The following is a 19,348-nucleotide window of genomic DNA, read 5'->3' as shown; positions in this document are numbered from 1 at the left end:
GAGTTGGTTTAATTTAGATTAGCCTATTAGCGCGCTTCAGTAAATTTTTCCTTAGGCGCGCTTGCGGAATGCCCATGCGGCGAGACTCCCCAGCAACAGCGAGACCCACACGCTGGCGAGGCCGTAGAGGAAGGGGCGCCGCTCCGCCGCGACCGCCACGAAGCGCTCGAAACCGGTCTTGTCGATCTCGATCTCGCGACTGGCGACGGCCAGCACCTGTCCGTCGCGCACGAGGAAGGTTTCGGCGGTATAGGTGCCCACGGGCACGCGGCTGGGGATCGGAATGGTCGCGCGATAGAGGATGTCGTCGGTCACCTCGATCCCGTCGGGCTGCTCGGCATAAAGACCCTGGCGCTGGCGCAGGTCGATGAGGCCGGACACGAAGCGCTGCGATTCCTCGGGCGAGGCCCCGCCCCCCGACGACAATTGGAGGTTTTCGAGGCCGAGTTCGTAGATTGCCGCCGTGCGCTCGTCGACGAGCGTGTCGATCGGCGCGCCGCTCGCGACGGCATAGAAGCCGGGGGCCGAGGCGAAGCGATGGCTCTCGGCATTCATCCACAGCCCTGCGATCTTCTGCTTCTCGCGCATCAGGATCGGGACGGTCGGCCCCTTGAGCACGACGACCACGTCGGCAGGCTCGTCGGGAACGGTGCCGCCGGGATAGACGACCGCCCCGAACAGGAGCAGTTCGGCGCCGGTAAAGCTGTAGCGGATCTCGATCGAGCGATTGGAGATGTCGGGGACGAGGCGCGGCGCATCCGTCGCCCCGGTCAGGGCGAAGAAGCAAAGCGCGAGTGCAAGAAGCCGCCGCATCACACCAGCTCCCGGATGGTGAAGATCTCGGGCGGCTGCCAGGCGAGGCCGAGGAACATGCGCAGCGCGACGACGAGGATGACGATCGCTAGCGCGAGCCGCAGCCAGTCGGGCTTGAGCCGGTGCGTGAGCTCTGCGCCATATTGCGCTCCGATCACCCCGCCGACCAGCAGCAGCAGCGCAAGGACGATATCGACCGCCTGCGTGGTCATGGCGTGGACCAGCGTGGTGACCGCCGAGACGACGAGGATGACGAGCAGGCTGGTGCCGACGACCACGCGCGCGGCCATGCCGAGGATGTAGATCATCGCCGGGATCAGGATGAAGCCGCCGCCAACGCCGAGGAGGACGGTGAGGATGCCCGCGACGAGCCCTAGCGCCAATGGTGCAAGTGGCGAGAGATAAAGGCCGGAGGAATAGAAGCGCCAGCGCATCGGCAGCGCGGCGACCCACTGGTGATGGCGCTTGCGCGGCGCGGCGCGTTCGGGCGCGGGGATGATGGCGAGCGCGACGAGCGCATCACGCAGCATCAGCGCGCCGATCGCCCCGAGCATGACGACGTAGAGAATGGAGATGACGAGATCGACCTGCCCTGCGGCCTGCAACAGGCGGAACAGGCCCGCGCCGAGCGTCGAGCCGATGAGGCCGCCGACGATCATGATCGCCCCCATCTTGAAGTCGACGCCCGCGCGTTTCATGTGCGCTGCGACGCCGGAGACGCTGGCGCCGGTGATCTGGGTAGTGGCGCTGGCCACCGCGACCGTCGGCGGGATGCCGTAGAAGATCAGGAAAGGGGTGGTCAGGAAGCCTCCGCCGACCCCGAACAGTCCGGACAGGATACCGACCCCGAAGCCGAGCAGCACGATGAGCAGGGCATCGACCGACATGTTGGCAATGGGAAGATAAATGTCCACGCACCCGGCCTAGCGTGGGCGGGTGGCAGTTTGAAGGCGCAGAATGGCGCCGATGCGCTTTTCTCAGGCGCTCGTGGGCAGCTGAAGGTAGCTGGCGAGGCGGGCGCGGACCTTTTCGAGTTGCTCACCCTGGAGCGGGCGCGAACGCACACCGCCCACGCTGCGCGGATCGACCGCGCGGCCGCCCAGATGCACCTCGTAATGGAGGTGTGCGCCGGTCGACAGGCCCGACGAGCCGACATAGCCGATGACGTCGCCGCGCTTGACCGGCGTGCCGTTGGCCACCGCGATGCGGCTCATGTGCGAATAGCTGGTCCGAAGCCCGCCTTCGTGGGCGAGCATCACGCGGCGTCCGTGCCCGCCGGCCCAGCCTGCACTGTTCACGATCCCGTCGGCGGCGGCATAGATCGCGGTCCCTGCCGGTGCTGCGAAATCGATCCCCGAATGCATGCGGTTGATGCGCAGGATCGGGTGAAAGCGCAGGCCGTAATTGGAACTGATCGACGCATTGCTCGGCCAGCCCAGCACTGCCTCGCGACCGTCGCGCCCCTCGCTGTCGATCCAGCGGCTGCGCTTGCCCAAACCCATGCGAACCAGTTGGAATTCGGTGCCGTCGCCGCGCGTCAGTCCGGCATAGACCAGCATGGCGCGGTCCCCCGCAGGCTCGAGCACGACGTCGAAGCGGTCGCGCGAGTCGAGCGTGCCGACATCGATCCGTGTGTCAAGCGCCATGAGGAAGTCGCGCGCCGCGCTCGGGCCGATGCCGGCTTCGCGCAGCGCCCAATAAAGGCCCTCGCCCGCCATCCCCGCGATGCGGCGCGTACCCTCGACCGGCGGCGGCAACATCTGGCGCGAGACGAGGAAGCCGTCGCCGCGCTCCTTCGCGGTCACCGCGATGCGCCAGCCGCGCGAGACCAGCGACAATTCCATTAGCGGGCGAGTGCCCGATGCGCTCACGCCGCCCAGCCGCACATCAGCCTTGGTGCCGACCTCGGGCTCCATGTCGAGCGCGTGGGCGACCATGCGTCCCGCCTCCTGCGCCTCGCGACGCCGTAGGCCGGCGCGCTCGAGCGTGGCCGCGAAGCTGCGCCCCTCCTCGACCCGGACGTCGAACACGACATGGGCAAGGTCGGCGAAATCAGGTTGTGCGCTGGCGACCGCCGTGACGGGTGCCGCAGCCTCCGATTTGGGCATGGGCGCGAGCGCGAAGGCGGCGAGCATGAGCGCGGTCGCGCCGCCTGTCAGCCAGCGCCAGTCGGCCCAGCGCGGCACGCGGCGTTCGGGCGCGAACGAGACCGGCGCGCTCTTCGCACGCAACGCCTTTGCGTCAAATCCGCCGGTGATCATGTCCATGGGTGGCGCTCCATCGTGGCTGCAAAGCTACACCCGTCATGGTTAATAATTCTTCACCTCACGGCCCGCCGCATCGTCCTTGCATCGCAGCCGCCCGCCCGTCATGATTCCAGCCATGCCAGCCCGGCACGACCAGACGCTTCGGGCAATTCTCGGCCCGACCAATACCGGCAAGACGCACTTGGCGATCGAACGGATGTGCGCCCATTCGTCGGGGGTCATCGGCTTTCCGCTGCGCCTGCTCGCCCGCGAGGTTTACGACCGGGTGGTCGCGATCAAGGGCGAGAAACAGGTCGCGCTGGTCACCGGTGAGGAGCGCATCGTCCCGCCGCAGGCGCGCTACGTGCTGTGCACGGCCGAGAGCATGCCCATTCCCGACGCCGAGGCAGGTCCGGGCGATCCTGGCGACCTGCCGCGCGACTTCGCTTTTGCCGCGATCGACGAGGCGCAACTGGGCACCGACCGCGAGCGCGGCCACGTCTTTACCGACCGGATGCTCCGCGCCCGGGGCCGCGAGGAAACGTTGATCCTCGGCTCAGACACGCTGCGACCGATCGTCGAGCATCTGCTGCCCGACGCCGAGATCATCGGACGTCCGCGCTTCTCCACGCTTCGCTATGCTGGCCAGTCCAAGCTGTCGCGCCTGCCGCCGCGCAGCGCGATCGTCGCCTTCTCTGCAGAGCAGGTCTACGCGCTCGCCGAAATGCTCCGCCGCTTCAAGGGCGGGGCGGCGGTCGTGATGGGTGCACTCTCCCCCTCCACACGCAATGCGCAGGTCGAGATGTTCCAGCGCGGCGAGGTCGACTATCTGGTCGCGACCGACGCGATCGGCATGGGACTCAACATGGACGTCCGCCATGTCGCCTTCGCGGATCTCTACAAGTTCGACGGGGTGCGCGAACGGCGGCTGACCATCCCCGAAATGGCGCAGATCGCAGGGCGCGCGGGTCGGCACCAGACCGACGGTACGTTCGGCACGCTCGCGCTTGCCGGCGACGACAACCCGCATTTCACCGACGAAGAGATCGAGCGGATCGAGGAGCATCGATTCCAGTGGCTCGACCATCTCCACTGGCGCAATGCCGAGCTGGACTTCACCGACGTCAACGCGCTGATCGCGAGCCTCGAGGTGAAGAGCGGCGACCGGTTGCTGCGCGCCGCCCCCACCGCGATCGATCTTGCGGTGCTCAAGACCCTTGCCGAAGATCCGAGCATCGCCTCGACGGGCGGCAAGAAAGCGCGGACCCTGTGGGCCACATGCGGCCTGCCCGATTTCCGCAAGGTGGGCGCCAACCATCACGCGCGGCTCGTCCGCCGGGTCTATGGTTATATCGCCGAGGGCGGTCACGTCAGCCAGGACTGGTTCGCGTCAGAAGTCACCCGTCTCGACCAGGTGATGGGCGATATCGAAACGCTCGCCGACCGGCTCGCAGGCATTCGCACCTGGGCCTATATCGCACAGCGCAAGGACTGGCTGAAGGAGCCCCGGCGCTGGCAGCAGCGCACGCGCGAAGTGGAAGCGCGGCTCAGCGATGCGCTTCACGCGGCGCTGACCCAGCGTTTCGTCGACCGGCGCACGGCGATGCTGGTGAAGGATATCGGCGCGCACGGAGCGGACGCCTTGCCCGTGACCGTCGCCGAGGATGGCGAGGTCATGGTCGGTCCCGAACCGATCGGCCATTTGACCGGATTCACCTTCAAGGTGGACCCGACCGCCCGCCACGCCGACAAGCGGCTGCTGCTGGCCGCGGCCGAACGGCGTTTGGGCGAAGAGCTTTCGCGCCGCGCCAAATCGTTGATCGACGCGCCGGACACTGCCTTCCAGCTGATCGAGGACCCACAGCTGGGGCTTGGCGTCGGGTGGGAAGGCCACTTGCTCGCCAAGCTCGCGCCCGGCCGCTCGCTAACCGAGCCGGCCTTGCGCACCACCCGCTCGCTCGACCGCCTATCGGTGCCGCTTCGTTCGGCGCTGCGCACGCGCCTCGAGGGGTGGCTCGAGCGCCAGATCGATCGTCATCTCGGCGGTCTCAAGGATTTGGCCGAGGCGGCCGCCGATCCGCAGCAGCCCGCCAACGTGCGCGCGCTTGCCGCCATGCTCGCCGATGCCGGGGGCGTGCTGCCGCGCAAGAAGCTCGCCGAGCCCATCTCGCATCTCGACAAGGAGGCGCGCTCGCGGCTGCACCGGCTTCGCGTCCGCCTCGGCGCGCTCGACGTCTTCATCGCGACCATGCTCAAGCCCGCCGCCCAGCATTGGCGCGGAGTGCTGCAAGCGGTGCGGGACGAACGCTCGCTGCCCAACCTTCCCGCGCCGGGCGCTTCGATGCTAGAGGGCTCGATCGACGTCGAGGGCGCGCGGCTCGCCTATCGTCGGCTTGGCCAGCAATGGCTGCGCATCGACCTGGCCGACCGCATCGCCACGACCGCGCACCAGTCCAAGGATCGCAGCGACGCGCCGCCCCTCGACACGACCTTCGCCACCAGCCTGGGCCTTGGCGAAGACGCGACCCGCCGACTGATGGCCGAAATCGGCTTCGTCCCCGACGGCGACGGCTGGCGCTGGCGCGGTCGCCGCGTCCACCAGCCCAAGCAGCGCCGTCGCAAACCGCGCCCGCAAAACGCCTTTGCCGAGGCCCTTGGCGCGCTCCAACCGCAGAAAAAGGCGCCCGAACCGCGCAAGAAGAAGCGGCGCCGCAAGCGGGGAGGGAAGTCGAGCTGAGGATCGACCTGTTTCTTACCCGTATCCGTTTCGCGAAGACACGCGGAGCCGTGCAGCGACTGCTCGACGATACACCCGTGCGCCTCGACGGCCGCCGCATCACCAAGCCCGCGACGCCGGTCCGTGTCGGCCAGGTCGTCACGCTGCCCTTCCACGGGGCGGTGAAGGTCTTCCAAATCCGCTCGCTGCCTCACCGCCGGGGTCCGGTGGCGGAAGCGAAGACGCATATCCGCGAGCTTGTTGAAAATGCGAACCACTCGCATCAGGAAGAAGGGCGTTGACGCCCCGCCCGCCCTCTGGCTAGCGAAGCCAAACTGCATTTTCCAAGGGGTACGAACACCATGACCTACGTCGTCACCGACGCCTGCATTCGCTGCAAATATATGGACTGCGTCGAGGTCTGCCCGGTCGACTGTTTCTACGAGGGCGAGAACATGCTCGTCATCAACCCCAACGAATGTATCGATTGCGGCGTGTGCGAACCCGAATGCCCGGCCGAGGCGATCCTGCCCGACACCGAGGCGGACACCGACAAGTGGGTCGAGTTGAACAGCAAGATGAGCGAGAGCTGGCCCAACATCACGGTCAAGAAGGACAGCCCCGCCGACGCCGACGAGTTCAAGGGCAAGGAAAACAAGTTCGAGGAGTATTTCTCTCCCGAACCTGGCGAAGGCGACTGATCGCGACGGAACCGCAACGGCTTTCAACCGCTGGAACCCCTCGAAGACGAAGATTTTTCGAGGGGTTTTTCATGTCCGCAATCCGTACGGCGCTAATCGCCGTCCCATTCCTTGTCGCCGCGCCTGGCCTGGCGACTGCGCAGGATGTCGACGCCATGCCCGACCCCGAAGAGATTTCGGGCGACATGACGACGATCGGCGTCGGCGCCGCCTATGGGCCGGACTATGAAGGGTCGGACGATTATCGCTTCATCCCGGGCGCCATCCTGCGCACGCAGCTGGGCGGGGTCAGCATCGTGACGCGCGGGCTCTACCTCTACGCCGATGTCGCCCCCAAGGGTGACGGCGCGGTCAGCCTCGACGCGGGGCCGATTGCTGGCCTGCGTCTCAGTCGCACCGGTGACGTGAAGGACGAGATCGTCGACCAGCTGCCCGAGCGCAAGACCGCAATCGAGGTCGGCGCGTTCGGTGGCGCGAGCATCTCGGGCCTCACCAACCCCTATGACAAGCTCAGCTTTCGCGTCGACGCGCTGACCGACGTCAACGGCGCCTGGGACGGCTGGAATTTCAGCCCGAGCGTGACCTTTGCCACGCCGCTTTCGCGCAAGGCCTATGCCAGCGCCTCGGTCGGGCTCGATTATGTCAGCGACAATTTTGCGATGACCTATTTCGGGATCACGCCGACGGAAAACGCGCTCGTGCCCGAATTGCCCGTTTACGACATTGATGGCGGGCTCAAGAATTGGAAGCTCGGCCTGCTCGCCGCCCACTCGATCGGCGATGGCGATCTGCTTAGCGGATGGCAGGTGTTCGCCAACGCCAGCTACAAGAAGCTGGTCGGCGATTTTGCCGACAGCCCGATCGTCGCCGACCGCGGGTCGTCGGGCCAATGGTTCGTTGCCGCCGGCGTCGGCTACACCTTCTAGCCACTCGCCCCGGCGTTAACCGGTTGCCAGTCCCGCTCCGATAGCCCAATTGGGGGATCGGGGAGGATATCAATGCTTATTTCCATGGTGGTCGCCATGGTGGTGCAGGACGTGACCGCGGTACCGCGCGAAGCCTTCATCGCCGCCGTCGACAAGAGATTCGTCGGCATCGATGCCGACGGCGATGGCGCGCTCGACACGGCCGAACTCGACGCCGCGCAGCAGCGCATCGTCGCGCGGATCGAGGAACAGCGCCGCAACATCGCGCAGGCCAACTTTGCCGCCGCCGACGCCAACGGCGACGGCAACGTCACGCTCGAGGAGTGGATCGCCGCCGCCTCGCGCGCGCCGCTGCGCGTGTGGACGGGTAGCCAGCTTCTTACCAGCCTCGACACGGACGGTGATGGCCGCGTCAGCCTAGACGAATATCGCGCCAGCCAGCTCGACCATTTCGAGGCGCGCGATACCGATGGCGACGGGACGATCGAAGCGGGCGAACACTAGGGCTCTTCCGGCTTTCGTGTTTCAATTGTGACATCCCCTCGCTAGGCTTGCGCTGACGTGGCAAAGGGGGGCGATGACCGACGCGCCATTTCTCGGAGGGGCATTCGAAGCCAGTTTCGACTGCGTCGTCGTGGCCGACTGCGATGGCCGCATCGTCGACATCAATCCGGCGGCAGTCGCAAGCTTCGGCCATCGACGCAGCGCCGCGATCGGTCGCACCATCGCCGACCTCCTCGTCCCGCCCGAGCTGAGCCAACTCTACCAAAGCGAATGGACATCCTTCTGGACGGGCGAGGACTCGCAGGTTGCTGGACGCCATGTGCGCACCGAGATCGTCTGCGCCGACGGTGGCCGGGTCCCCGTCGAAAGCTCGCTTGGGCGGGTGGCCACCGATGCGGGCGACTTCGCCATCGTCAGCCTGCGCGATGTCTCGAAGGTCGCCGAGCTTGAGGGTGAAGCCAAGCGGACCGCACAACTCTTCGCGGCGTTCACGCGCAACGCGCCCGTCGGCATGTACGTCAAGAACGGCAAGGGCGAATATATCCTCGTCAACGAGCGAATGGCGCGCAGCTTCGAAACCACGCCCGAGAAGATTATCGGCAAGACCGTGCGCGACATGCTCCCGCCCGGCGAAGCGGCGATGATTGAGGGCTATGACCGCGAGATCCTAACGACTCGCAAGACCAAGGCAGTGGTCGAGAAGATAGAGCCGCTGGGCGAGTATGAATGGACGCTTGTGGTCCGCTTCCCGCTTGAGACCGACGACGACCCCGACATGATCGGTGGGTTCGAGATCGACGTCACGCCGCAGAAACGCGCCGAGGAGGAATTGGCGCGCTCGCGCGAGCGGCTCAACCAGGCCGAACGGATGACCGCGCTCGGGTCGCTGCTCGCCGGGGTCAGCCACGAGCTCAACAACCCGCTCGCGATCGTCGTGGGCGAAGCGACCCTGCTCGAGGAAGATGCCGAGGGCACCGAGATGGAGGAAGGCGCGACCCGCATCCGCGCTGCGGCCGAGCGCTGCGCGCGCATTGTCCAGTCCTTCCTCGCCATGGCGCGGCAGAAACCCGCCGAACGCGACAAGCTGGGCGTCAACGCGATCATCTCGGCAGTCATGGAGCTGACCGAATACCAGATGCGCGCCAACGACATCTCGGTCGAGCGCGACCTGATAGACGGTCTGCCGCGTATTCACGGCGATGCCGATCAACTCCAGCAGGTCATCATCAACCTGCTCATCAACGCGCAGCAGGCGCTGCAATCGCAAAACCCGCCGCGCACCATCCGCGTGTCGACCTTTGCCGAGGGCGATCAGGTCGCCATCCGGGTCGAGGATAACGGACCGGGCATTCCCGACGAAGTCGCGCTTCGAGTCTTCGACCCCTTCTTCACGACCAAGCCCGAAGGCACCGGCACCGGGATCGGCCTCAGTTACAGCCAAGGCGTGATCGAGGCGCATGGCGGCACGCTGGAGCTGGAGCGCGACCGTGACGGCGCGAGCTTCCTCATCCGCCTGCCGGTCAATCCGGACGACCAGGACAGTGCGCTCGATCGATCTGACGCCATCACGAAGCCCGGCGAGCAAGCGCAAGGCCGCGCGCTGGTGATCGACGACGAGCCCGATCTCGCCGCCGCCATCGCCCGGCTGCTTCGCCGCGAAGGTTTCGACACCGACGTGGCGCATGACGGCGAAAAGGCGGTCGAGTATCTCGAGGCCAAAGATTACGACCTACTCCTGTGCGACCTGCGCATGCCCAAAATGGACGGCGCATCGATCCACGGCTGGCTCCAGGCGAACCGTCCGACCCTCATCTCGCGGCTGGGCTTTGTCACCGGCGATACGTTGAGCCCCGCCGCGGTCACCTTCCTCGACAATGCTCGTCGCCCCTACATCGCCAAGCCGGTGACGCGTGAGGCGCTCGGCAACCTCATCGCCAAGCTCAAGCAGGAAGCGATGGTATGAGCGCCGGCGACAAGAGCTTCCACATCGTGTCGGTCGACGATGAGCCCGAGATTGGCGGGCTCATCAAACGCTATTTCGAGAAGCATGGCCTTGCCGTGTCAACCGTGACCGATGCCGAGAAATTCTGGGCGTTGGCGGCGCGGCGGCCCATCGATCTCGCCATTCTTGACGTCAATATGCCCGGCGAAGACGGCACCAGCATCGCCCGCCAGCTCCGCGCCAAGGGCAATTGCGGCATCATCTTCCTCACCGCCAACGCCGACGATGTCGACAAGATTGTCGGGCTGGAGATCGGCGCGGACGACTACCTCACCAAGCCCTTCAACCCGCGCGAATTGCTCGCGCGCGTCCGTGCGCTGTTGCGCCGACTGGGCGACGAGGACAGCGCGACGACGGGCAGCGAAGTGACGGTCGGCAAATGCCGTCTTAGCCTCGACGACCGCGCGCTCTACGATGCGGAGGGCAAGGAAGTGCCGATCACGGCGATGGAGTTCGACCTGCTCGCCACCTTCGCGCGCCATCCCAGCCAGGTGCTCTCGCGCGACCGCATCCTCGACCTCGCCCACGGCAAGGAAGACAAGGCGTTCGACCGCTCGATCGACACGCGCATCGTGCGGCTGCGCAAGAAAGTGGAGGTCGACCCCGCCCACCCGCGCGCGATCAAGACCGTGCGCGGGGCGGGCTACATGTTCGTGCCCGGGGCGGGATAGAGCCTATTCGCTGTCCTGCAGCTTGAGCTCGGGACGGGGGTCGGGCAGCGGCGCCTTGCGGTCCCCCGTCTTCAGGTAGGTGTCGAACCAGCGCAGCATGCGCAGGTTGTAGTCGTAGCGCGCGGCCGCCTTGCTGTTGCCATGGCCTTCGCCCGGGTAGAGCACCAATCGCACCGGGGTCTCGGGTTTGCGCACCTTGATCGAACGGTACAGCTCGTAGCTCTGCGACGGGCTGACGCGCGTGTCCTCCTCGCCATGCATGATCAGGATCGGCGTCTCCGCTTTCCCGACATGCGTGATCGGGCTGGCGTCGAGCATGGCCTGCCAGTCTTCCCACGGCCATTTGCGCGAGTGGACGTTGTACATCTCGTAGGGAATGTCGGTCGTCCCGAACTTCGAGATCTGGTTCGAAATCCCGACGAACATCACGCCCGCGGCGAACTCTTCCGACAACGCGGTCGACGACCAGGCCGTGGCGTAGCCGCCATAGCTGCCGCCCGTGACGCCGACGCGGTCGGGATCGGCGACGCCCATCTCGACAAGCGCGCGCTTGGCATCGACCAAGTCGTTGAATTCCTTGCCGGCATAGTCGTTCTGATGCTGCTTCGAGAAGGCCGTGCCATAAGCGGTCGAACCGCGATAATTGGGCTGGAACACGGCATAGCCCTTGCCCGCCGCGATGTGGCCCGGACCGCCATAGTTGGTCGTCCAGCCATTGCTGTCATGCGCTTCGGGGCCGCCATGAACGTCGAGGATCAGCGGTGCGCCGCCCTCGGGAATGCCGCCGACCGGATGGACGAGAATGCCCTCGATCACCTGCCCGTCGCGTGCGGTATATTTGATCGTCTCCTGCTTGCCGAGATCGATATTCGCCAGCCACGGATTGCTGTCGGTCCAGCGGGTGAAGCCGTCGGGGGTCACGCGGAACAGTTCGGCCGGGTGGCTCGGCGCGTCGGCAGTGACCGTAACGGTCCCGCCATCGGCCTCGATCGAGCGCAGGATCAGCGCGCCCGGATCGTGCTGATGATCGACGCTGCCGTCGGCATTGTAGACGCGCAGCAGGCTCTGCGCCCCGACGTGGATGATCGCGGCGAGCTTGCCGTCGTCGAGCCATTCGGCGTCGGTCGCGGCTTCGGCCGCGCCCGCGTTGAGCGCGCGGAACTCGCCGGTCGCGGTGTCGACTAGGTGCAGCGTGGTCGCGGCGGGGTCGTTCATGTCGACACCCGCGATCAGGCTCATCGTGCGACCGTCGGGCGAAATCTCCGCATCGCCGACCTTACCCGGCGTTTCGACCACCGCGCGGACGTCGGCACTGGCTAGGTCTACAATGTGGAAGCGCTTCGAGGTGTAGGTGTCGTCAATCTGCGGCGTGGGCTGCGAACCGACCACGGCATAGCTGCCGTCGGGCGAGACCGAGAACTCGGTGACATAGCCGGGGATCGCGATCGCGGTCGCGTCCACGTCATTGTCGAGGTCGCCGAGCCGCGAGCGGAACATGCGGCGCAGCTGCGCTTCTTCCTCGTAGACGATCGCGTCGAAGCCCTTCTTCTTCTCCTTGTCGCGCGCATCATCGCCGGCGGCGCCGGCAAGCATGTAGATGGTCTGTCCGTCAGGCGACCAGGCATGCGCGATCACGCCGGCATCGGGGCTCTGCGCGACCTTGCGATAGGAGCCGCCATAAACGGGGACGGCATAGACCGAGCGCTCCTCGTCATCCTCGCCCTTGTGCAGGAAGCTGACCCAGCGCCCGTCGGGCGAGAACTTGATGTCCGAAACGCTCATGCCTTCGGGCAGGTAGGAGGCGGCCTGGTTGGGCCCCGTCCCGATCATCAGCTGCGATTCGTAGCCGCCATTCTCTTCGCCCTCGATGATGTTGGGGCGTCCGCCCACCTGATAGGCGACGCGCGATCCATCGGGCGACACGGCGACCGATCCGACGCTCTTGATGCGGAACAGGTCTTCGCTGGTCAGCGGATCGGCGAGGGCGGGGGTGGCGATGGTGAGGGCGGATAGTGCGGAAGCGGATACGAACGACTTGAACAAAGCTACTCTCCTGTTTGGTCTTGCAGCCAATTCATGGCACGAAGAAGGGGTTCCCCGACGCAGGACCGCACCGGTTCGTCGAACGCGACTTTGTTCTACGCGAGCCGTGAACGCAACCTGTCGCTCGCGCATCGGACCAGAAGGAGCCCGACCATGACCCGCTTGCTCGCTTTGTTCGCCCTTGCCGCCTGCTCGGCCCAGCCCGCCCCCGCGCACGATCCCGAACCAGGCAAGGCGACCGCCATTCGCAACGAGGGCGTGATCGTGGAAGCCGACGGCCGCAAGATCCTGTTCGACCCGATCTACGACAATCATTTCGAGATGTATCACGAGGTGCCCGAGGCGCTGTCCAAGGCGATCGCCAACGGCAACGCGCCCTATGACGGGGTCGACGCGGTCTTCGTCACCCATGCGCATGGCGACCATTTCTCGCCTAGCGGACTGGTCGCGAGGCTGGCCGCGCAGCCCTACGTGCGGCTGTTCGTCCCTGCACAGGCGGTCGCGGCGATGCGCGCCGATGCGAACTGGCAGGACGCGTTCGAAGCCCGGGTCGAGGGGATCGACGCGGGCTTCGGGGAGATGGCGACCTATGCGCTGGGCGAAACACGCGTTCAGGCGCTCGGCGTGCCTCATGCCGGATGGCCGGCGCGCCACCGCGACCTGCAACATTATGTTTATCGCATCGACGTGACCGAGAGCGCGCGGGTCATGCACCTTGGCGACGCTTCGCACGACGACCAGCTCTACGAGCCGCACGCCGAAACGCTCGCGTCGGACCGGACCGGCATTGCCTTCGTCCCCTACTGGATGCTGCTCGACGAGGGCGGGCGAGCGATGATCGAGGGCCGCCTCAATGCCGAGCATGTCGTTGGGATCCACGTTCCCACCGACGTCCCCGCCGAGCTGCGCGCCAGTGGCGAGGACTTTTTCTCGATCCTGGGCGAGACGCGCGACATCCCCGACACCCACGCGCACTGACGCCCCCTTGGCGAGAGCGCTTCGACCGCCTAAAGCGGGGGCTTCCCCGGGGAGGCGCCCCTGCCGAGATTTTTCAAAGGCAGGCAAAAAACGCCTGAGAGGGGCGCATGGCAGCGTCCGACCCGTCGAACCTGATGCCGCAAGGCCGTAGGGAGTGGAGCGATGCCCGCTCCCCCGTGCGCCCAAGGCAAGTAGGAGCGAAGTGCATATGACCGATCCCCAAGTCACCGGCTGGCTGCTGACCGTCTTCGGTCTCTACGCGATCGCCGCCGCGCTCGGCGAGCATCTCGAGCCCGGCCAGTGGCGCAAGATGATCAACGAGCTCAATGAAAGCGCCGCGCTCTCGTTTCTTGCCGGGCTCCTCATCCTCTCGATCGGCACCGCGATCAGCCTCGCCCACCCCTTCGACGTCGACGCCGGCTGGCGCGCGACGCTCGTCAACATCGTCGGCTACGGCATGGTACTGGAGGGGCTCTCCTTCCTCGCCTTCCCGCGCTCCATCTCGACCCTGGCGACCAAGCTCATGACCGCCGCCAACCCGATGTGGGTGGTCATCTCGGCGCTGTTCGGCATCCTCTTCCTCGTGTCCGGCCTCCCGCTGGCCCTCTAGTCTTTCGAAAGTATCTCCCATGGCAGACCGCGATCCCAAGATTTCCAACCCCAACGTCACCACCGGCCCCATCCGCGGCTCGAAGAAAATCTATGTCGAGGGTAAGGGCGGCATCCGCGTCGCCATGCGCGAAGTGCATCTCGAGCCGTCGAGCGGGGAGCCGCCCGTCCCCGTCTACGACCCCAGCGGCCCCTACACCGACCCTGACGCCACGATCGACATCCAGGCGGGACTTCCCGAATTGCGCCGCGACTGGATCCGTGACCGCGGCGATGTCGAGGAAAAGACCCAGCGCGCGGTGAAGGCGGAAGATAACGGCCAGCTTGGCCCCGACCGTTCGGGCGGGGTGCAGCCTTTCCCCAACGTGCGCCGCCGCGTGCTGCGCGCCAAGCCGGGCGCCAACGTCACGCAGATGCACTATGCGAAGAAGGGCATCGTCACTCCCGAGATGGAATATGTCGCGATCCGTGAAAATCTCGGCCGCGAGCAGGCGCTCGACACGCCGCGCGACGGCGAGAGCTTCGGCGCCGAGATCCCCGACTTCATCACCCCCGAATTCGTCCGCGACGAGGTCGCGCGCGGCCGCGCGATCATCCCCGCCAACATCAACCACCCGGAAGCCGAGCCGATGGCGATCGGCCGCAACTTCCTGGTCAAGATCAATGCCAATATCGGCAACAGCGCGGTCGCCTCCGACGTCGCCTCCGAAGTCGACAAGATGGTCTGGGCCACCCGCTGGGGCGCCGACACGGTCATGGACCTGTCGACCGGCCGCAACATCCACGACACGCGCGAATGGATTTTGCGCAACAGCCCTGTGCCCATAGGGACGGTGCCGATCTACCAGGCGCTCGAAAAGGTCGGCGGCATCGCCGAGGACCTCACGTGGGAAATCTTTGCCGACACGCTGATCGAGCAGGCCGAGCAGGGGGTGGACTATTTCACCATCCACGCCGGCGTGCGCCTCCCCTACGTCCCCATGACCGCCAAGCGCGTTACCGGCATCGTCAGCCGCGGCGGCTCGATCATGGCGAAGTGGTGCCTCGCCCATCACCGCGAGAGCTTCCTCTACGAGAAGTTCGAGGAAATCTGCGAAATCATGAAGGCCTACGACGTCAGCTTCTCGCTCGGCGACGGGCTGCGTCCGGGCAGCATTGCCGACGCCAATGACGAGGCACAGTTCGCCGAGCTCTATACGCTGGGCGAGCTGACCAAGAAGGCATGGGCGCACGACTGCCAGGTGATGATCGAGGGCCCCGGCCACGTGCCGATGCACAAGATCAAGGAGAATATGACCAAGCAGCTGGAGGCGTGCGACGAGGCGCCCTTCTATACGCTCGGGCCGCTCACCACCGACATCGCGCCCGGATATGACCATATCACCAGTGCGATCGGCGCGGCGCAGATCGGCTGGTACGGCACCGCGATGCTTTGCTACGTGACGCCCAAGGAGCATCTGGGCCTGCCCGACCGCGACGACGTGAAGGTCGGCGTGGTGACCTACAAGCTCGCCGCCCACGCGGCGGACCTGGCGAAGGGGCATCCGGCGGCGAAAGTCCGCGACGACGCACTGAGCCGCGCCCGCTTCGAATTCCGCTGGCGCGACCAGTTCAACCTGTCGCTCGATCCGGATACGGCCGAACAATATCACGACCAGACGCTCCCGGCGGAAGGCGCTAAGACCGCCCACTTCTGCTCGATGTGCGGTCCCAAATTCTGCTCGATGAAGATCACGCAGGAGGTCAGGGACTTCGCAGCGAAGCAGAACTCCGAACTGGGAACCCAGCGCCTTGACGACGCCGATGCCGAAAAGGGCATGGCGGAGATGAGCGAGAAGTATCGTGAGGGTGGAAGCGAGCTTTACATTCCGCCGAGGCAATAGGAATAAGAATGGAGTTTTCTAGTGAGAAGTGAAAGTTTCAATGGGCGTTTTCAGGCATGAGCGAGTAGAAGAGGAATTCCAACGCTGGAGGGAAAAGCTTCCGGCTGATTATGCAGGTGACGGTCTAAGTTACGAAGACGTTCTACGAGTACATTTCGTTTTGGTCGACATGTTCTACGGGCGCCAGAGCGGCCTAGGGGGCATAGGGCCAAAGTCGCTAGATTTGCTGCTATCAGCCCTTGGAAGACAACACGTATCTTTTGGCGGGCTAGATAAATGGAACCGTCCAGAAGAAATAGTAGCGACACTACTCTATGGTATCATTCTAAATCACCCATTCCATGATGCAAACAAACGAACTGCGTTTCTATCGGCACTTCTTCTTCTTAACAAAAATAAGCTTACCATAAAGGTCACTGAGCGCCAATTCGAGGACTTCACAGTTACTGTCGCGTAAAAGTAATTCCGCAAGATGGAGAAGTTTAAGCGAAGCTTTGAAGGCCACGAAGATGCAGACGTAATGTATATCGCTCATTATATTCGAGCGACTACGAGGCAGTCAGATCGAAAAGATTATATCGTGACTTACCGAGAACTGGACACGATACTGAAGCGATTTGGATTCAAGCTGGACAATCCGCACCATAATACAATCGATGTTGTCGAAGCTGAAAGTGGGAGGCGTGTGTGCAACATCGGTTGTCACGGCATGTCTAAGCAAGTTGCAAAGCCAGTGATCAAGTACGTTCGTACAGAAACAGGTCTCGACTTGCTCAACGGTTGCGATTCGGGAGCTTTCTTCAAAGGAGAAGATCCTTTGAATAACTTGTTAGCGAAATACTATGAGCCTCTCGAACGACTAGCTTTCCGCTAGTCGGAATCGAATGTCTTGTGGAATTCGGGGGATGATAAGCTTTAATCGGTCGCGAATCGGTTCAAGGTCGGCCTGACCCCGTCGGGCGTGCTCGCTGCGCTCCGCTACCGTTAGTCCTCGGCGCTCTCGACCGTGAAGGCGGTCGGGGCCCGCTCCACCATCGGCCCATATAGCTCCTCCCACGTCACGCCCGGCTTCTCCGCCTGGTAGGCCTCGGCCATCGTCATGCCGACGCCGTCGAGGTTGGCGCCGTGGATCAGCATCAGTTCCTTGCGGCGGTCTTCGGTGGGCAGGTGGACCATGCGGACCATCGCCAGCCACATGGGCATGCGGTAGCCGGCCTCGGCAACCAGCCCGCGAAACGCTTCGCTGTCGCTGCCCTCGCGCAGCTGGCGCGGGTTGCCTTCGCCGAACATCGGCCGCGTCCAGAATGTCAGCCCGCCCAGCTCCACGCTCGTCGGCTCGGTCTCGTCATACTGGTAGTGCGCGTCGGGCACGTGGGGCAGATATTCCTCGAACTGCACCCACCAGAATTGCTCGACCAGCCCGCCCTCGTCGGCCTGCACCCAGGCATGCAGCTCGGCGTCCGCCACGCCATGAAGCGCCCAGCGCTTCGCCCCCAGATAAACCGCATCTTCGGGCACCGAGAGCGTCACGCCGAGATCGCCGATGTCGATCGCATTACCCTCGACCGAGTGCGCAGGGGTGGACTGGACTTCCTGCGCCGAAGCGGGGGAAGCGGCTGCAGCAGCCATCGCGGCCAGCATCATGATCTTGCTCATGGCGTGTATTGCTACACTAATACGCTGAAGCGCGCAAGCTAGTTGCGCGGGCGGCGCCCCAGCCGGTAAGCGCCGTCGGGTGCGGCGACTTGTTCGCCCTGCTGGCGGTATTCGAGCCGGCCTTCGGCCACCAACGCGCGGGCGGCCGCGTGCACCGGCTCCATCCACTCGCGCCAGTCGTCGGCGCGTCCTGCGTCATCCGCTAGCAGGCGGGCGGCCTCTGAGGGGCAGATCGTCTTGTCGGGATCGCGCGCTGCAACCAGCGTCAGGATCGCCTCGCGCGCGTCCATCTATCGGTCGTCGACGAACAGCACGCCGCGAACCACGTCGCGGCTGTCGCTGCGCCCGCCGAGCGAGCCTGCAAGCACGCCCATCGCGGCAAGGAACAGCGAGAGCTTGGCATGGTCGAGCGTCGTGGTCGCGCCCCCCGTGCTGACCCAGCTTTCCATCAGCGGGCGCGGGAAGATGGTGACGATCGCGCCATACATGAGCAGCCCGAAGCCGACGAACAGGATCAGGAGCGTCGCGAGCAGGCTGAGCAGCGTCGCGGTCACGGTAACGACGCTGGTTTCGGTGAGCACCCGGTCGCGCCCCAGCACTGCATCGAGCGCGAAGGCGCGATAGAGGAGGTAGAGCGCGGCGACGATGCTGACGATCGAGAAAAGCGTGACCTGCGGCAGGCTGACCGCGGCGGCGACGTCCCACGTCTCCGCGCTGAACAGGAGCACGATGATCACCGATAATGCGGCGGCGATCATGGTGGGGAGCTTGAGGAGCAGGCGGAACGGGTTGGCCCGCCCCACCGCGCGCATGATCTCGGGCATGTCGCGGACGAGCGTCGAGAGCACGAAGCCGACCCGCCCGCTGCGCGTGCGTCGCTCGTGCGCCTCGCGCGGCAGAACCGCCGACAAACGCTGCCACTGCGCCTCGTCGAGCTGGCGCATCGCGTCGAGATCCTCGACCGTCTCGACCCGGTGCATAAGATTTTCGGGCTCGGCGCGCGTGGGAAGGTTCAGCAGATTCCCGAAGCTGTGTAGCAGCAGCCGCGCCAGCCGCTGCGCCGCGCGGTCGCGGTCATGCTCCTCGCCCCAAAATTGCGGGTCGAGCCGCTTGGTCGAGACAATCGCCATGTTGGTCAACTGGCTGGGCAGCGCGAGCGTGTAGTTGATCCCCGAGGCGGACAGGTCGACCTCGGTGACGATGAGGAGGAAGGGAATGTTGCGCTCCGCCTTCTCGGCGAAGCCGATCTCGAAGAAATCGAGCGGTGCGTAGGCACCCGCGCCGGGGAGCAGATGCGGGCCGACGAAGGTCATCACGTCCACCGCCAGCCGATGCTCGCGCTCCAACTCGCGCGACAGGCTGGCGACGGCCTGCTCGACCAGCGCTCGAAACCCGTCGCTATCCTTACCCTCGACGTCCATCATCATGACGCCGATGCGATAGGCTTGCTCGGCGGGCGGTGCGGGGGAGACGCTGGACATGCACACTCAATGATCGGCCGCGCTGCACCGTTCCGCCGGGAGTGCGTCGTCGCGCTACGCGATCGTTAACCACGTCGAGTTACCTCGCGTTCGCGACCAAGCGAATAATCGGCTCTCCA

General features: G+C 65.2%; 19 protein-coding genes. 12 read left to right on the top strand and 7 right to left on the bottom strand.

From position 1 onward, the window contains the following. Positions 1-51 precede the first annotated feature (51 nt). From KTQ36_RS01905 to KTQ36_RS01895, 3 genes are all read right to left on the bottom strand, one after another. The gene (locus KTQ36_RS01905; protein ID WP_218632082.1) at positions 52-813 is read right to left on the bottom strand and encodes a TIGR02186 family protein; all 762 of its coding nucleotides are present in this window, start codon (positions 811-813) and stop codon (positions 52-54) included. Continuing rightward, positions 813-1,727 carry a sulfite exporter TauE/SafE family protein gene (locus KTQ36_RS01900; RefSeq protein WP_218632081.1) on the bottom strand — a complete coding sequence of 305 codons (915 nt, stop codon included), beginning with the start codon at positions 1,725-1,727 and terminating at the stop codon, positions 813-815. The genes KTQ36_RS01905 and KTQ36_RS01900 overlap by 1 nt, the downstream gene beginning before the upstream one ends. Before the next feature lie 63 nt (positions 1,728-1,790). Beyond that, a complete protein-coding gene (locus KTQ36_RS01895; RefSeq protein WP_218632080.1) occupies positions 1,791-3,080 on the bottom strand; it encodes a M23 family metallopeptidase in 1,290 nt (429 codons plus the stop codon). 115 nt (positions 3,081-3,195) lie between these two features. Here KTQ36_RS01895 and KTQ36_RS01890 point away from each other — a divergent pair, with 115 nt between their 5' ends. The 7 genes from KTQ36_RS01890 to KTQ36_RS01860 all read left to right on the top strand — a co-directional run bounded on the left by KTQ36_RS01890 (position 3,196) and on the right by KTQ36_RS01860 (position 10,579). Next, positions 3,196-5,796: a helicase-related protein gene (locus KTQ36_RS01890; protein ID WP_218632079.1), complete on the top strand. Its 2,601-nt coding sequence runs from the start codon at positions 3,196-3,198 to the stop codon at positions 5,794-5,796. Between the two features lie 50 nt (positions 5,797-5,846). Next, the gene (locus KTQ36_RS01885) at positions 5,847-6,077 is read left to right on the top strand and encodes an RNA-binding S4 domain-containing protein (protein ID WP_218633927.1); all 231 of its coding nucleotides are present in this window, start codon (positions 5,847-5,849) and stop codon (positions 6,075-6,077) included. 60 nt (positions 6,078-6,137) lie between these two features. After that, positions 6,138-6,476, top strand: coding sequence for a ferredoxin FdxA (gene fdxA, locus KTQ36_RS01880; RefSeq protein ID WP_218632078.1), 339 nt, complete (start codon positions 6,138-6,140; stop codon positions 6,474-6,476). Between the two features lie 71 nt (positions 6,477-6,547). Continuing rightward, positions 6,548-7,402, top strand: a complete 855-nt coding sequence (locus KTQ36_RS01875) for a MipA/OmpV family protein (RefSeq protein WP_218632077.1) — start codon at positions 6,548-6,550, stop codon at positions 7,400-7,402. Positions 7,403-7,474: 72 nt separating this feature from the next. Then, a complete protein-coding gene (locus KTQ36_RS01870) occupies positions 7,475-7,906 on the top strand; it encodes an EF-hand domain-containing protein (protein ID WP_218632076.1) in 432 nt (143 codons plus the stop codon). A gap of 73 nt (positions 7,907-7,979) precedes the next feature. After that, positions 7,980-9,869 (top strand): hybrid sensor histidine kinase/response regulator, encoded by a 1,890-nt coding sequence (locus tag KTQ36_RS01865; protein WP_218632075.1) that lies wholly within the window; start codon positions 7,980-7,982, stop codon positions 9,867-9,869. Further along, positions 9,866-10,579, top strand: a complete 714-nt coding sequence (locus KTQ36_RS01860) for a response regulator (protein ID WP_218632074.1) — start codon at positions 9,866-9,868, stop codon at positions 10,577-10,579. The genes KTQ36_RS01865 and KTQ36_RS01860 overlap by 4 nt, the downstream gene beginning before the upstream one ends. Positions 10,580-10,582: 3 nt before the next feature. Here the strand turns inward: KTQ36_RS01860 and KTQ36_RS01855 are convergent, their stop codons facing one another. Beyond that, complete coding sequence (locus KTQ36_RS01855; RefSeq protein WP_255553990.1) at positions 10,583-12,622, bottom strand: S9 family peptidase; 2,040 nt, start codon at positions 12,620-12,622, stop codon at positions 10,583-10,585. 153 nt (positions 12,623-12,775) lie between these two features. On the opposite strand from KTQ36_RS01855, the gene KTQ36_RS01850 reads away from it, so the two are divergent. From KTQ36_RS01850 to KTQ36_RS01830, 5 genes are all read left to right on the top strand, one after another. Then, positions 12,776-13,600: an MBL fold metallo-hydrolase gene (locus KTQ36_RS01850; RefSeq protein ID WP_218632072.1), complete on the top strand. Its 825-nt coding sequence runs from the start codon at positions 12,776-12,778 to the stop codon at positions 13,598-13,600. 208 nt (positions 13,601-13,808) lie between these two features. Beyond that, a complete protein-coding gene (locus KTQ36_RS01845) occupies positions 13,809-14,210 on the top strand; it encodes a hypothetical protein (RefSeq protein ID WP_218632071.1) in 402 nt (133 codons plus the stop codon). A 19-nt stretch (positions 14,211-14,229) separates the two neighbouring features. Continuing rightward, positions 14,230-16,092 (top strand): phosphomethylpyrimidine synthase ThiC, encoded by a 1,863-nt coding sequence (thiC, locus tag KTQ36_RS01840; protein WP_218632070.1) that lies wholly within the window; start codon positions 14,230-14,232, stop codon positions 16,090-16,092. Between the two features lie 40 nt (positions 16,093-16,132). Then, positions 16,133-16,549 carry a type II toxin-antitoxin system death-on-curing family toxin gene (locus KTQ36_RS11530; RefSeq protein WP_425600733.1) on the top strand — a complete coding sequence of 139 codons (417 nt, stop codon included), beginning with the start codon at positions 16,133-16,135 and terminating at the stop codon, positions 16,547-16,549. A gap of 15 nt (positions 16,550-16,564) precedes the next feature. Next, the gene (locus KTQ36_RS01830; RefSeq protein WP_218632068.1) at positions 16,565-16,966 is read left to right on the top strand and encodes a hypothetical protein; all 402 of its coding nucleotides are present in this window, start codon (positions 16,565-16,567) and stop codon (positions 16,964-16,966) included. A 110-nt stretch (positions 16,967-17,076) separates the two neighbouring features. Here the strand turns inward: KTQ36_RS01830 and KTQ36_RS01825 are convergent, their stop codons facing one another. Genes KTQ36_RS01825 through KTQ36_RS01815 form a run of 3 tightly spaced genes read right to left on the bottom strand, consistent with a single transcriptional unit; the run spans position 17,077 to position 19,229 of the window. After that, entirely contained in the window at positions 17,077-17,748 is a 672-nt protein-coding gene (locus KTQ36_RS01825; protein WP_218632067.1) for a hypothetical protein, read from the bottom strand. A 38-nt stretch (positions 17,749-17,786) separates the two neighbouring features. Beyond that, on the bottom strand, positions 17,787-18,038 hold the full coding sequence (locus tag KTQ36_RS01820; RefSeq protein ID WP_218632066.1) for a DUF3253 domain-containing protein: 252 nt from the start codon (positions 18,036-18,038) through the stop codon (positions 17,787-17,789). Further along, complete coding sequence (locus KTQ36_RS01815; protein ID WP_218632065.1) at positions 18,039-19,229, bottom strand: hypothetical protein; 1,191 nt, start codon at positions 19,227-19,229, stop codon at positions 18,039-18,041. Positions 19,230-19,348: the final 119 nt, after the last annotated feature.

The sequence above is a fragment of the Sphingomicrobium clamense genome (assembly GCF_019264355.1).
Classification (GTDB): domain Bacteria; phylum Pseudomonadota; class Alphaproteobacteria; order Sphingomonadales; family Sphingomonadaceae; genus Sphingomicrobium; species Sphingomicrobium clamense.
Note: the sequence above shows the minus strand (reverse complement) of the source record. Positions and strands in the feature narration are given on the sequence as shown.